At 43.9% G+C, this 15224-nt stretch carries 12 protein-coding genes; 7 read left to right on the top strand and 5 right to left on the bottom strand.

Annotation, left to right across the window (positions count from 1 at the left end; all coding sequences use genetic code 11):
• The first annotated feature begins 337 nt into the window (after nucleotides 1-337).
• From serB to hemJ, 6 genes are all read left to right on the top strand, one after another.
• Nucleotides 338-1528, top strand: coding sequence for a phosphoserine phosphatase SerB (gene serB, locus W293_RS0109945; RefSeq protein ID WP_025652285.1), 1191 nt, complete (start codon nucleotides 338-340; stop codon nucleotides 1526-1528).
• Nucleotides 1529-1788: 260 nt separating this feature from the next.
• Nucleotides 1789-2799 (top strand): DUF368 domain-containing protein, encoded by a 1011-nt coding sequence (locus W293_RS0109940; RefSeq protein ID WP_025652284.1) that lies wholly within the window; start codon nucleotides 1789-1791, stop codon nucleotides 2797-2799.
• Between the two features lie 282 nt (nucleotides 2800-3081).
• Nucleotides 3082-3459: an AciT family ciprofloxacin tolerance protein gene (aciT, locus tag W293_RS0109935; RefSeq protein ID WP_227502360.1), complete on the top strand. Its 378-nt coding sequence runs from the start codon at nucleotides 3082-3084 to the stop codon at nucleotides 3457-3459.
• Between the two features lie 266 nt (nucleotides 3460-3725).
• Nucleotides 3726-4232 carry an SCP2 sterol-binding domain-containing protein gene (locus W293_RS0109930; RefSeq protein WP_025652282.1) on the top strand — a complete coding sequence of 169 codons (507 nt, stop codon included), beginning with the start codon at nucleotides 3726-3728 and terminating at the stop codon, nucleotides 4230-4232.
• A gap of 358 nt (nucleotides 4233-4590) precedes the next feature.
• A complete protein-coding gene (bioB, locus tag W293_RS0109925) occupies nucleotides 4591-5625 on the top strand; it encodes a biotin synthase BioB (protein WP_025652281.1) in 1035 nt (344 codons plus the stop codon).
• Between the two features lie 108 nt (nucleotides 5626-5733).
• Nucleotides 5734-6168 carry a protoporphyrinogen oxidase HemJ gene (gene hemJ, locus W293_RS0109920; RefSeq protein ID WP_037025402.1) on the top strand — a complete coding sequence of 145 codons (435 nt, stop codon included), beginning with the start codon at nucleotides 5734-5736 and terminating at the stop codon, nucleotides 6166-6168.
• Between the two features lie 114 nt (nucleotides 6169-6282).
• Here the strand turns inward: hemJ and W293_RS0109915 are convergent, their stop codons facing one another.
• On the bottom strand, nucleotides 6283-7092 hold the full coding sequence (locus W293_RS0109915) for a hypothetical protein (protein WP_025652279.1): 810 nt from the start codon (nucleotides 7090-7092) through the stop codon (nucleotides 6283-6285).
• A 215-nt stretch (nucleotides 7093-7307) separates the two neighbouring features.
• On the opposite strand from W293_RS0109915, the gene W293_RS0109910 reads away from it, so the two are divergent.
• Nucleotides 7308-9440 (top strand): WG repeat-containing protein, encoded by a 2133-nt coding sequence (locus tag W293_RS0109910; RefSeq protein WP_198015440.1) that lies wholly within the window; start codon nucleotides 7308-7310, stop codon nucleotides 9438-9440.
• A gap of 120 nt (nucleotides 9441-9560) precedes the next feature.
• Here the strand turns inward: W293_RS0109910 and W293_RS0109905 are convergent, their stop codons facing one another.
• The 4 genes from W293_RS0109905 to W293_RS0109890 all read right to left on the bottom strand — a co-directional run bounded on the left by W293_RS0109905 (nucleotide 9561) and on the right by W293_RS0109890 (nucleotide 15072).
• Nucleotides 9561-10058 carry a hypothetical protein gene (locus W293_RS0109905; RefSeq protein WP_025652277.1) on the bottom strand — a complete coding sequence of 166 codons (498 nt, stop codon included), beginning with the start codon at nucleotides 10056-10058 and terminating at the stop codon, nucleotides 9561-9563.
• A 73-nt stretch (nucleotides 10059-10131) separates the two neighbouring features.
• Nucleotides 10132-10848 (bottom strand): ribonuclease PH, encoded by a 717-nt coding sequence (gene rph / locus W293_RS0109900; RefSeq protein WP_025652276.1) that lies wholly within the window; start codon nucleotides 10846-10848, stop codon nucleotides 10132-10134.
• 243 nt (nucleotides 10849-11091) lie between these two features.
• A complete protein-coding gene (locus tag W293_RS0109895) occupies nucleotides 11092-12876 on the bottom strand; it encodes an AMP-binding protein (protein ID WP_025652275.1) in 1785 nt (594 codons plus the stop codon).
• A 462-nt stretch (nucleotides 12877-13338) separates the two neighbouring features.
• A complete protein-coding gene (locus W293_RS0109890) occupies nucleotides 13339-15072 on the bottom strand; it encodes an AMP-binding protein (protein WP_025652274.1) in 1734 nt (577 codons plus the stop codon).
• Between the last annotated feature and the right edge of the window lie 152 nt (nucleotides 15073-15224).

The raw sequence follows: 15224 nt of genomic DNA, 5'->3' as shown, positions 1-15224 counted from the left end.
CCATCTAAAAGGCACCACAGCCTTAAACTTAACGAGGTCTAAAAAATAGCACAGCTTAAGATAAAATTGCTCAGCATCGCCTTTTAAATATAAAGTCATCATCTTAAATATAAAGTCATTATCAAGGCAATAACGCTACTATATCACCATAGTAAGCCTGATGGCGTTAGCCGTTTTATAAATTTGTCATAATCGTTTGAATTTATTCTAACGGCTTTTTTACCCCTCAGAGTCGTTTTGATACAACGCTGAGACTTTGCGCCTCATCTATAGGCGCTGCCGAGTAAAGCTGTTATTATTCCCAATCTTATATGAGCATACAAGGGACAATTGAGCCATGCCAAAAAATACCTCTTATTCGTTACCAAAAGACAGCAAAGCATGGCAACAAGCCGTCGACTCTATCGCTTCACTACTACCCGACGGTACTAACTTGCAAGATTTCGACGCGCTGCAATCACTACCGGTTTTTGCCCTCATTGTAGTGTTGCCGATGCAAGTCACAACGCTTGATATTCATCAGTATATACAGTCATGGGTCGATGAGCAGCCAAGCTGGCATTTGGTGACCGTCGCTGAAGATACCGATGCCAGCTTCGTCGACATCATGGTTTCTGATACAGAATCGACAGCAGCAGACGCGCAGCGCCTGCCTTTTACGCAATCACAAGTCTTCCGCTATTTATTGGTACCAGTGACTGACACGCTCATGCATCCTGGTAAAAAGACCGCAGCAGCTCATATCATCGACGATCAGCTAACCACGCGTCTGCGTCATGACTTGACCGAAGCCTATAACAATACGCGTAGCGCTGGCAGTGCAGATGACTTAAACGTCGTCGATTGTCATATTTTATCAGTCGGTCATATGCTACGTACTCACAAACTTGCCTGCTTTGATATGGATTCAACCTTAATTGAGCAAGAAGTCATCGTCGAGCTGGCCAAAACAGCGGGCATCGGTGAGGAAGTCGAAGCCATCACGGAAGCCGCAATGCGCGGTGAGATGGATTTTGACGAATCTTTTGCCCAGCGTGTGGCGCTATTAAAAGGTATCTCAACCGATGTACTGGACGATATCTGCAGCCGCTTAACACTCTCAATGGGTGCGCGCACGACGATTAAGGCACTCAAAGCATTGGGTTATCATACGGTATTGGTATCTGGTGGCTTTACCTACTTTGCGCGCTATATCGCTGAGCAATTAGGTATTGACGAGATTCATGCCAACGCTTTAGATATCGAAGAAGGTGAAGTCACCGGTTATATACAGCTGCCCATCGTCAATGGTGCAAAAAAAGCAGCTATCGTTGAGCATACTGCCGAGCGCTTGGGTATCGACATGTCGCAAGTGGTCTGTATCGGTGACGGTGCTAATGATTTGCCAATGATGGCTATTGCTGACCTGGGTGTTGCGTATCATGCCAAGCCTATTGTACAAGCACGCGCCGATGCCGCAATCAATGTCACTGGGCTAGAAGGCACGCTCTATGCGCTTGGTTATCCAGCGCTTGCTTCTACTGTATAGAGGCTAAATGCTTAGATCTGTTCATACAAATTAGGTTAATGCTTTATCATTACTCTGGTTTGTATGGTCAGTTCAATATAAAAAAGAGCCAGCGTGACTGAGATAAATTTTTTGTCGCCTCTGTCTGCGTAGGCACAGCCAGCAAGAAAAATTTGTACCAGTCATGCATTTTATACTGCCGTATCTCTATTTTATTTAGTATCGACTATATGTTTCGCTGATTTTTAGATTTATTATTTTTTAATCATAAAGGATAGTCCATGACGGCATCACCATCACCACGGCCAAATGCGCCGTCAGCGCCACAACCATTGCCACAATCTTTGGATAACAGCATCAACCCTGCTACCGCTACCGACAATCCAAAACAGCTACTGGGCGTGTATTTCAAAGGCATGGCGATGGGCGCGGCTGATATCGTACCTGGTGTTTCTGGTGGTACCATCGCGCTGATCGCCGGTATTTATGAGCGTTTGATTAATGCGCTCGGCAGCATCGGCCCCAGTCTCTGGCGAGTATTTCGGCAAGATGGTGGTATCAAAGGCTTGCTTGCCGTTTGGCGACAAGTCGATGCCACCTTCTTATTGTGTCTGCTACTCGGCATTGCGACCAGCTTTGTGACCTTGGCTGGCATTATTAAGCATCTACTAGACAATGAGCCGCTACTGATTTGGTCGTTCTTTTTTGGACTGGTCGTCGCCACTGTCTTTATTTTATTGAGTGAGATTAAGCGCTGGAACATGGGACGGGCGGTGCTGTTTGTCATCGGGATTGCGGCAGCGGTCATTATCAGTAGTTTGCCTGTATTGACCACCACCCCAAGCTTACCCTATCTGTTTTTTGCCGGAGCCATTGCCATCTGTGCGATGATCTTACCGGGCATCTCAGGGTCGTTTATCTTACTGCTAATGGGCGCTTATGATACGGTATTAGAAGCGGTGCATACCCATAACTTTACTATCATTCTTACTGTTATGGCGGGTATGGTCACAGGATTGTTATTATTTACCCGCGCACTCAAATGGCTACTGTCACACTATTATCAAGCCACCTTAACGTTGCTTACCGGTTTTATTGCCGGCTCCTTGGTTAAAGTCTGGCCGTGGAAAACAGACGCTTTGGGTACTTTAAATAGCGAAGCAATCACTAATGTCATGCCGTGGCAATACCCTACTGGCCCGCAGTGGCTCACCACTATAGGACTGATGGCGTTAGGCGCAGTTTTAGTCTCACTATTGGCTTGGTGGGGCAACCGCAGCAATCGTCTATAACCGTTAAACTGTCAAACTGTCAAAATTCGATTTAGCAATAGTTTTGTTAATATCTTATTCTTAAACCATCGCCAGTCTCAAAAATAAGCGCCCATCCTTGCGGCGCTTTGCCTGCCAATTACACATGCTCAACGGTCAAAATTAGTCAAAAAACCAAACGTCATCTGTTGTCGCAAAGTCGCCTCTGCCCTCTTTAGCTTTACTCAGCAAACTTTCATAATGGTCACATTGGAATTCACCTTATGACTAGCGAGATGAATGATGTTATTGACGATATTTTCTATGATCAGTATAGACACGTGGAGCAGCGCGACGTGGCTCGGCTATGGCTTGTTGGCAAGCTTGGTAGTGGCGCTTGCCTTGTCATCACAGCGCTGGCTGCTGCTATATCTGTTTGGTGGTATGGCCTATTGGCTAGCTGTTGAAGTCATCCAAGGTTTGTTGGCGACTTGGCCGATGCTCGCCACGCTCTCAGAATGGCACAGCTATGTCATCGCCATGGGTATCAGCTGGCTACCTTTAGGTGCTTGGGTACTGTATCGGGCGCTACGTTACGACGACGTCAGTCAAACGGTACAACAACAGCGAGAATTGGAAGCGGCACGCTATATCGAACACACTCCTGTCTACGACGACGATTATCAGCCGCGCTTTCATTGAAAGGTTAAATAAAAAGCAGACAATCAAAAAGTAATCTATAAAAAAGTAGATAACTGCAAACAGTTCAGCAGAAGTAAGAAAGCCAATGCGAAGAAACTGATAATCAGTAAACCTTGAGCGATTAATGTTACAAGATACTTAACGCTCTCTACTTAACTACTAAAGAGTTGTGACCTTGCAATGGTTTATAATCTACTTATATATTTGTCGCAAAAATTGGTATAAAGTACGCTTTATTTTTATGTCCATTCTTTAGGAGTTGCACTATGTTTACTGTTCCTGTGTTAGATATCAAATCTGATCCGTTAGACGTGTTATTGGCTGTGGTTGGCTATCGCTTATCGATGTTGGCTGATAGCGATAACGAAGACGTTAAAGCGCTGTTTGCTGATCGCAAAGTCACTATCGAGCTTGCCAGCACTGAGGCGGATATCGCACGTTATTTTAGCTTTGATAATGGACAGTTTAGCCAACATAGCGGTCATGCAAAAGAAGCAGATTTAACGATTAACTTTAAAGATTCTATGACTGGCGTCAAGCTTTTGACTCAAGGCAGTCTTCCTGCTTTTATGACTGCCGTACAAGAAGGCAATCTGAGCATTGAGGGTGATTATAGCCTGATGATGTGGTTTAACAAGCTTGCTAAGCACATCGTGCCAGCCATTCCAGAAGAGTGTAAGCCATATATTGATAAAGCCAAACCTTATGCCTATAAAGCGCAGAAATTTGCGGAGCATTGGATTGGTTTTGCTAAGCACAAATTGGGCAAATAATCAGACATAAGTCGCTAAATCATTGAGTAGCTATTGGTTGCGCCTGAGGTGCAGCTAAAATGATTCTAATGTGCTTAATTGTAGTCATTATAAATACTAGCTAGTCGCGTTCTGACTTTCTAAAAAGGTTGCGGTATACTATATCGCAGCCTTTTTTATTATTTCAAAACCCTTAAAGGCACCAATATTCAAATTTTAATACCGTTATAAAAGGATTTATATTATGGCAGGATTGCTTAGTATCTCAGAACCTAACGCCGACAGCCAAACGCCAACTAACACGCTTAATCATTCAGCCAATGCAACCCATGACTTGCTAGCGGCACTAGCTACAGATGCCACTACAGTGAACTCAAATATGGGCGTGAAACACAGTCGTGAACAAATTGCTCAATTGTTTGATTTGCCGTTGATGGATTTATTGTTGCAAGCACAGACCGTTCATCGCCAGCATTTTACTGCCAATGAAGTGCAGATCAGCACATTGCTATCCATCAAAACCGGTAACTGTCCTGAAGATTGCGGCTACTGCTCACAATCGGGTCATCATCGCGACACAACCAACCTGCAAGCAGAGAAGCGTATCGAAGTCGATAAAGTCATTGCCGCAGCCAAGCGTGCCAAAGCCAGTGGCTCATCACGTTTTTGTATGGGTGCGGCATGGAAGCACCCTAGCGCCAAAGACATGCCCTATGTGGTTGAGCTGGTCAAAGAAGTAAAAGCCCTCGGTCTTGAGACTTGTATGACCCTTGGCATGCTCGACACTGAGCAAGCAGCGCAATTGGCGGATGCCGGATTGGATTATTACAATCACAATTTGGACACCTCGCGCCGTTATTATGAGCAGGTTGTCAGTACGCGCAGCTATGATGAGCGTTTAGATACGATTACCAATGTGCGCAATTCTGGTATTAGCGTGTGTAGCGGTAACATCGTTGGCATGGGTGAAAGCCGTGATGATCGCATCGATTGGGTGCATGAGCTGCTAAAAATGCCCAAAGCGCCAGAGTCGATTCCGGTCAATCTATTAGTGCCTATCAAAGGTACACCGATTGGCGATAAGGTATTAGCAGAAGGTGAGCTGTCCGTTCTTGAGTGGATTCGTACCATTGCGGTGACACGTATTTGCTGCCCAACCAGCTACGTGCGTCTGTCCGCTGGTCGCGAAAGCCTATCTGATGCTGAGCAAGCATTAGCCTTTATGGGTGGTGCCAATTCGTTCTTTTATGGTGACAAGCTGCTGACCACGGGTAACGCCAGTCAATCAAGCGACAATCGACTGATGCGTGAGCTTGGTTTGACCGCGCAATTTGCCGCGCCGAGAGTACCCAAGCAAGTGCCCGTTATGGATGCGATGAATGGTCATCAATCGCAAGTCGTATTGGCGGAATAGTTTGCGGTATAACGCTACCATTATTGGATAATCTGCGCTAAGCTTGCCAACATTATTGAACGCCCTAATAAACGAGGGCGTGTCCTAAAATAAGTAAGAGAGAGGATGATGCCAGATTATTTTAACTGGATTAAAGCGGCACATATTATTTCTATGGTGTGCTGGTTTGCCGCGATATTTTATTTACCGCGACTGTTTGTTTATCATGCGATGAGCGATGATAGCATTAGCCAAGAGCGCTTTGTCATTATGGAGCGCAAGTTATATCGCGGTATTATGACGCCATCGATGATAGCGACATGGGTATTCGGTTTATGGATGTTGGGACTTGGCTGGGATGTTTATAAAACCCAAGGCTGGTTGCACGTCAAGCTGTTATTAGTGGTACTACTATCTGGCTATCACGGTGCGTGTGGTTTTTATCGCAAAAAGCTGATGGATAATCCTCACTATAAATCACACAAGTTTTGGCGCTGGTTTAATGAAGTACCAGTTTTTGCCTTAGTAATTATCGTCATTTTAGTGGTGGTCAAACCCTTCTAACATTCAGACAAATGACTGATGACCGGCTTTAGAACTAACGATCTAAAAATAAAAACGTCCGCTACTTTAATAAGTAACGGACGTTTTTTATTAGAACCTTTTGAACCTTAGTGCTTACACACTAGGGCGCATGATTTGATAGACATTGCTTAAATCATACACACGGTAGCGCGCAGGCTCACGGCGGTTTTCGCCTGCATAGCTCAGTATCAAGGCTTGCTTTGCACGTTCATCGACCCAACCGACGAACAAACCGCTATGCTCGACGCCATTGTAGCCATGATTGATATAATAGAGCCAATCACCGACCTCAATCTCACTACTGTTGGCATAAGGTCCTTGCCCATAAGTGCCTTTATGCACAGTATCACGAGTCACCCCTGCGCGCTTAAATACCGCATCCAGATAATCCCAACAGCCGCCTTGAACAATCGCGCGCTCGTTCAGTGCCATTTTGCGCGCGGTACTTACCACCTCACGCGCCGCCCTGTTGCTTTGCATCTCAGCACTGCTGAGTAACGGTAAATACTCACTATCGACATTGTCATAATTACCGGACAAAAACGCGGGTAATGCCCTAGGTGCTTGACGTTGTACGTCAGGATAACGATAAGCAGTATTGACAGCTGGCGGATTGGTGTAAAGGGTGTTATTAGAATAAGTCGTGGTTGAATAAGTGGTGTTGGTTGTCGGGCGAACATTGATAGGGCTTGAGCGATAGCTGCCAGCACGTTGAATCGTAGAGCGCGTGCTCACTTTGGCAGAGGGCACGGAAGAGTATGAAGGTGAAGCATAATCAGACTGGACGGACTTTTGGGCAATGAGTGCGCTCATACTATCTGCTTGAGCTTGGCTGACAACGCCAAAAGTTAATAAAAATAAGCTACACGACGCTGAAACCAACGATATGGGCAAACACGACATGGGCTAACTCCTTGCCAATAAAATATAAGTCATCGCATAAATGACAATCGAACATTGCAGGCTTACTTATAAACTATTTCGCTATGCGTCTGCAAGCTTTGTGAATACATTCTCAAACCCAAATGCATTATAAGAAAACCTTAAGACCACCTTACCATTTAAATTTAGTTGAGTTATTATTCATCCAAACGATAAAAAACTTAGGAAATAGCGTGTTGTCGATTAAAAAACTGATTATTGTTTGTATTTTTATACCCACTTCTATGGTTCATGCCAATGAAGAGTGCGTCAAACCGTCAGTGAATGGTGCTACCTACGTAGGCTGTTTACGCGAAGATAAATTAACGGTGGCAACGCTTGATAACACCTTATGGGCTTTAGTCAATGAAAAAGGGGCGCTGTTAACAGATTATACGTTCGACAACTTTATTGATATTAATGACACGCTATTAGGGGTGGCTAGTGGCAGTAAAAAAGGTATCATCAACAAACAAGGAAAACAGATTTTACCGACCGTTTATGATGGCATTACGCTCTATGACAATCACTACTTTCGCCTAAATCAAGACGGAAAGTATGGAGTGGCTGATCCTCTTGGAAACATCGTATTGCCCTTGGAGTATGATTGGGTTGACAGTCTAGATAATGACCACAATCACAATCGAGCCTTGATTTCAAAACAGGAGAAAAAAGGGTTAATTGACGAAAAAGGTCATATTGTCTTACCTGCAAAATACGACCGCTTATTTTGTTGTAGAGAGCCTTATTACGGCAAAGTTGCTATAGGTAACCGATATGGTCTAACCAACGAACTAGGAAATCTACTGAGCCCAATTGAGTATCAAGAGATTAAAACGTTTTCGCATCGTCCTATGATGCTAAAAGCAAGGAAGGAGGACAAATGGGGGCTCATAGATTTAAAAGGCAATATTCTACATCCCTTTGAGTTTGACCAACTGCCTAGCTTCTATCCCGATGAGGTTGGAATAGAAACATTCAAAAAGGATGGCAAGGTTGGCTTTATTAATAACGAAGGTAAGATTGTATCGTCAGCCAACTACGATAACATCTCCGTTTTTGACGATAAAAAATACGAATTAAAAAACGACAATCTTTACGGCCTTGCCAACTCCGCGGGTCAACTTATCGCTCCAGTTGAATACGCTGATATTAGTACCGCCGATGAACAAGATTTGAGAGTGGTTGAAAAAAACAAAAAATACGGTCTCATTAATGGTGCTGGCGAAATCATTTTAGCAGTAGAATACGATAAATTGGGATATCCAGATGATGAATCAGGTGTTCGAACGATCAGGAAAGAGGACAAGTACGGGCTTATCGATCGTCACGGCAGCATCCTGATACCCCCTGAATATGATATGCTAATTTGCTGTTATGCAAATGGCTATGGCTCTATCGCAAAAGGCCATAATCAAGGAGTCATTGATTCGTCTGGGAAGATATATTTGTCCGATGACTATGATTATGAAGGCGTCTCACTCAATGGGCTATTTTTAGTGGCACGTGATGATCTACAAGGTTTGGCTAATAAAGAAGAACAGCTCATGACTCCTATCGTATATGAAGATATATCTCCATTTAGTGATGGCCTATCAGCAGTTCAAAAAGACGGCAAATTGGGATATATAAATACTGCTGGAACGCTGGTCATTAAAAACATTTATAAGCGTGCACAAGCATTTCATGACGGTATTGCGGTTGTCAAAATAGACAATAAAAACTGGTTTATTGATAAACAAGGTCGTAAGGTTTTACCGCTACCCTTTGACAGGATTACTTATAATAATCCTAACCGCTATAGGGTCAGTAAAAACGGTAAGACTGGCATGATAGATGTGAAAGGCAACGTGCTTATACCGCCCATGTACAATAGACTGATGCAAATTGGGGCGCAGACCTACTTTGCGGCAAAACCAAACGCATGGGGTATGATAAGTTCCACCAATAAGACCATAGTGCCTATCAAATACCATGATATAAAAGAGTTTAGTATATTTGATAGTGCAACGACAGATAGTATGACGACCACAATGGTAGGGTTTTCTGACCCAGGAGACTGGCGCCTATATGATGCTCAAGGCAAGCGCCTTCATCCTGATAAGCGGTTCTCTAAAATCACAGCATTAAATAATGACAGCATTGTCGTTCAGTCAGAAGAAAAATGGGGATTAATTGACGCTAAAGGAGAAATCATCATTCCTATAGACTTTGAAGACGAGCCGCTCGATTACGGCTATAAGGATGAATTACACTTTGTAGGCGATAAGCAAACATTCATTTTCAATAAAAAAACGAAAGAATCTATTCTTATAGAGAAGCTACCTTAATAAATTAAAGCCAAAAAATAAAGTAACTCGCTGAGTATTTCAGATATTCGGTGAGGTTTAAGTGATTGCGTTACGTCATTACATATTATGATGTCTAAATACCATGCTAGATTTTTAATGCTAGGGCGTATCATCATCCATCTTGATATTCACATGGCGCTTGCCCAATGCTTGACCTTGCAAAATAGCTTTGGCAGCAGTTGCTTCTTGGGCAGTATCGAAGCCGCTAATATGGTACTTACGTGCATTGTCACTATCGACAATTTGTAGCTGTGCGCCGATGAGATTCACTTTATCGCCATCAAGCAGTTGAATATGCGCACGCTTACCGTGATTGTCATGAACCAATTCGCCTACACGCACCCACAAGATGCCGCTATTGATAACGCCACTCATGGATTTTTTACGCTGCTGGCGTTGCTTATTAAAAATAAAACTGCCGATAATAAGCAACGCCAGCGCACCAATAGCCAAACGCTCAGAGAGTAGACTCATCGCCATCGCAACTGCAACCGCACCAACCAATAACGCGGCCCCAAACCAAAACAGGCCATTATCAGCCATTGGTGGCTGATCCTGTAAGGTAATTTTGGCGCCATCATCAGTCAGCTTAAGCATGCAGTACTACCTATTATAGGATAACGATAAAATCAAAATAGACTATCAAAGTCTCTTAAGCATTAATAGCAAGTTACCAACCTAAGGCTGTTTTTTGCATGGCAATAAGCTCAGCGATGCCTTTTTCAGCGAGAATCAGCATATCGTCGGCTTGCGCACGAGTAAATGGCTTTTCTTCCGCCGTTCCTTGCAACTCGATAAACTCGCCTTTTTGGGTCATAACCACATTCAAATCGGTATCACAGCTAGCATCTTCTTCGTAGTTCAAATCTAGATACGCTTTACCATCTTTCATACCAACTGACACCGCCGCGACCAAACCAATCAGGGGATCCGCTTTTAGCTTTTTAGTTTTTTGGATACTTTCTAACGCATCAATAAGTGCAATCGCTGCACCGGTCACACTTGCAGTACGAGTACCGCCATCAGCTTGTAGCACGTCACAATCAAGATAAATGGTATTTTCACCCAGCTTGCTCAAGTCAATCATCGCCCGTAAGCTACGACCAATCAAACGCTGGATTTCTTGGGTACGACCTGACTGTTTGCCGCGTGCCGCTTCACGTTGGTTACGGGTATTGGTCGCGCGTGGCAACATACCATATTCTGCGGTGATCCAGCCTTTACCTTTACCTTTGAGCCAACGCGGTACGCCTGATTCGACACTAGCCGTACACAGTACTTTAGTATCGCCAAAGCTGACTAATACAGACCCTTCAGCATGCTTAGTATAATGGCGCTCAAAGCTGATCGAGCGAAGTTGGTCAAGCTCACGATTGTCAATACGCATAAAAATCCCTAGTACGGTGTTATAAAAGCAATGTCATAAAAATAATAAATAGAGGGTCAACTGACTAGCCAAACTTTATCTAGCACTGTGTTTATATCGTCAAATAGAATTCTATGATCGAATAGAAGCTAACTGAACGCCTTAGCGAACCCAAATCTTAAGATATCCTAACGTGGCAGCGGCGCAATAGCAAGATTCGCTCAAGCCATTACGCCGCTGCGTTGGTCAGTTGTAATGCTACATTTATTCTAACCCTTCCATCTTACGCAATTCTTTACGCAGGATTTTGCCCACGTTTGATTTTGGTAATTCATCGACGAACTGAACATGACGCGGACGCTTGTAACCAGTTAATTGCTTTTTGCCAAAATCAAGCAGCTCTTGCTCGGTCACGTCGCCTTTTTTGACCACGAATATTTTTGGTTCTTCGCCGCGCTTGTCACTTGGCACCCCAATAGCACCGCACTCTACAACTGCTGGATGCTCACTCATGGCTTCTTCGATTTCGTTCGGATAGACGTTAAAGCCAGAGACCAAAATCATGTCTTTTTTGCGATCAACGATTTTGATAAAGCCTTTTTCGTCCATGATACCGATGTCACCTGTTTTTAGGTAACCATTGGCTGTAAAGCTCTCAGCGGTTTCTTCTGGGCGATTTTGATAACCAATCATTACCTGTGGACCTTTGACACAAATCTCACCACGATCACCAATAGACACTTCTTTTTCGTCATCATCGATAAGAATCACATCGGTGCTAGAGGCCGGAATACCAATTTTACCCGTGAATTCAGCGATGGTCATGGGGTTAAAGGCCACCACAGGCGAGGTCTCAGATAAGCCATAACCTTCAACGATAGGCAAACCAGTGATTTTATGCCACTCTTTTGCCACGCTTGGCAGGACAGACATACCGCCACCGATAGCTGCTTTTAGGTTAGAGAAATCTAAGTCTGCAAAGCTTTCTTTATGTACTAAGCCATTAAACAAGGTATTGACTGCAGGAATAAAAGACGGTTTATATTTGGCCATCTCTTTGATCAGGCCGTCAAGGTCGCGAGGATTAGGAATCAGTAGTCCCGCATAACCTTGATACATACCATACATACCGCACACCATAAATGAGAACACATGATATAGCGGTAGCGCAGTCAGGATGACATCATTCGCTTCAGCATCGTCTTCAAAGGCGCTGTTCATCAAGGCGCTGATCTGTAGCATATTGGCGACTAAGTTGCCGTGCGACAACATCGCACCCTTGGCCACCCCAGTGGTACCGCCAGTATATTGCAACAACGCCACATCGCTTAGATTCATATCAGGGCGCTTATATTTGCTGGCTGAGACCGCATTTAGCGCATGCTTAAAGCTGGTGCTCTCTGGCAGACTATAAGAAGGAATCATCTTTTTGACATGGCGAGCGACGAGATTAATCACAGTGCCTTTTACCGTGCCAAGCATATCACCAAGCTTACAGACGATGACGTGCTTGACCTGACCTTTATCTTGCGCCTCTTCATAAGTCTTGGCAAAGTTTTCGACGATGAATAACGCTTTGGCACCGCTGTCGTGCAACTGATGCGACAGCTCACGGCTGGTATACAACGGGTTGACATTGACCAATACCATACCTGCCCGAATGATACCTAGCATCACAATCGGATATTGCAGGACATTGGGCATCATTACTGCCACTTTGTCGCCTTTGACCAGTCCTAACGACTGTAAATAACTAGCAATTTGGCGACTGTATAGGTCTAATTGCTTAAAGCTAATAGACGAACCCATGCAGATATAGGCAGGTTTTTGTCCATAACGGCTAAAGTTACGCTCGAACACTTCAAGTAAAGAGGTACTGTCATCTGGCATGTCGATAGTCGCATCGATACCATAACGCTCATAAGCATTCAGCCAAGGACTGTCGCTGGCTATCGTCGGCATCGTAGGAAAGGTGTTTGTCTCGGTTGCTGACTGAGTATCTTTCGCCACATTGTCGTTGGTTGTCTCTTTATTGATATTGTCCGTCATAACTTTCCCTAAATATTACCGTTAAAAAGATAGAATAATCTGATGAAATACCTTGGTCGTCAGAGACTTATTTATGCCTTCAAATAGACAAACAATCCTGACGCTCATTACTAAGCCTACTACAAATCGAGCAAAAAAGTTAAGCCGCTAATACGCTTTTACGACGATAATCATGCCAGCTCTATAGCGCCAAACCCATGCTATTCTATCGCTAAATAAGAAAATATATCGGCAGGCACTATAGCAGTTTTACTCATAATTCTCTATGAATACTGGCAAAACACGCTGCTAGAAACAAAAAAAATGATAAGACCGTATCCAAACGGCCTTATCATTTTTGGTCATCACGATGTCTCATAGTGCGACAATGGTTACCAGTGCTCGTAAAAAGTCACTTAGCAAACAACTGCGAAAGTCACTGATAACAATCTATCTAGAATAGATTGTTTACCGTCTACCTTTTTATCCTTTAGCATGATTTTTTTCTTCAAGCGCACGCAGATCTTTACGTAGGATTTTACCGACGTTAGATTTTGGTAGCTCATCGATAAACTCAACATAGCGAGGACGTTTATAGCCCGTTAAATTCTCTTTGCCATAGGCGATGACGTCTTCAGCGGTAAGGCTCTCATCACTACGCACCACATAAATCTTCGGCACTTCTCCACTTTTTTCATCATCGATACCGATGACGCCACATTCCAAAATCTTTGGATGACCTGACATGGCATCTTCCACTTCGTTTGGATAGACGTTAAAGCCTGACACCAAGATCATGTCTTTTTTGCGATCGACGATCTTAAAGTAGCCTTCTTCGTCCATAACACCAATATCACCGGTACGGAAATAACCGTCAGATGTCATGACTTCAGCAGTCGCATCATCACGTTTCCAGTAGCCTTTCATAACCTGCGGACCACGAACACAAATTTCACCGCGCTCACCAAGGGCCACTTCATTGCCTTCTTCATCCAAGATGGCCATATCCGTTGCTGGCATTGGCAAACCGATGTTACCTGAGAACTCGCCAGTACCTTGTGGGTTTGCTGAAGCAACAGGAGACGTCTCTGATAAACCATAACCTTGTACGATCACGTTACCGGTAATCTTCTGCCACTTCTCTGCCGTATCTTTTAATACTGCCATACCGCCACCCATCGACATCTCAAGCTTGCTATGATCTAGCGCTTGAAAAACTTCGCTGTTAGCAAGGGCATTGAACAGGGTATTGACCGCTGGGAAAAACGCTGGTGGATAGTCTTTGTAAGCTTTAATCAAGCTGGCACCATCACGTGGATTGGGTACCAGTGAACCGATACAACCGCGATATAAGCCATACATACCACAAACGGTAAACGAGAAAATATGATATAGCGGCAAGGCCGTCATGATAACCGGCTGCTCATTCATTTTTTCAAACTTATCAAACGCATCGCCAAGATAAGTATCACACTGAATCAGGTTGGCGACTAAGTTGCCATGCGTTAACATCGCGCCTTTAGCAACACCCGTGGTACCACCGGTATACTGAAGTACCGCGACATCGTCGAGACCAATGTTATTAGGGCGTTTATAGCTCTTGGCTGGGAAGCGGTTTAGCGCTTTTTTGAATTTTACGCTACCTTTGATATGGAATGCAGGTACCATTTTTTTGACATGACGCACCACTGTGTTCACAATGAGGCCTTTTAGTGGACTCATCAAATCACCCATAGAGGTCACGACTACATGATCAACCAAGTTTTTGCCAATGTCTTCATAGGTTTTGGCAAAGTTCTCTAACAGAATCAAAGCTTTGGTATCAGAGTCTTCTAACTGATGCTCAAGCTCCTTTGTCGTATAAAGCGGATTGACATTCACTAAGGTCATACCAGCGCGCAATACACCCAATACAGCAACGGGTAGCTGCAAGATGTTTGGCATCATAACCGCGACTTTATCGCCTTTTTTCAGTCCAAGTGACTGCAAATAAGCGGCAATTTGTTTGCTATAACGGTCTAAATCTTCGTAAGAGAGCTCGACATTCATGCAGACAAATGCAGTTCTACCCGCATGGTTGATGAAGTTTTGCTCAAGTATGTCGATTAAAGAAGTGTTGGCAGGTGGCATCTCAATATTATACTGAATACCAAGTTTTTCGTAAGTTTTGACCCATACTTTGTCATTACGACGAATGAGGTTGCCTTGATTTTCCATAATCTTATCTCTCCTAGTAAATAGTGCGCTATCGTTCACCCATATCAATCACAGGGTGATAAACATACGAAAACTCGGAGCGCAAGCAAATCCTCTTCAGGATGGCGAGGCTGACGAAGTGGGCGTATGGCGATGAGTAAACAATATAGCGT

The organism is Psychrobacter sp. TB67, assembly GCF_000511065.1.
GTDB classification, from domain to species: Bacteria; Pseudomonadota; Gammaproteobacteria; order Pseudomonadales; family Moraxellaceae; genus Psychrobacter; species Psychrobacter okhotskensis.
Note: the sequence above shows the minus strand (reverse complement) of the source record. Positions and strands in the feature narration are given on the sequence as shown.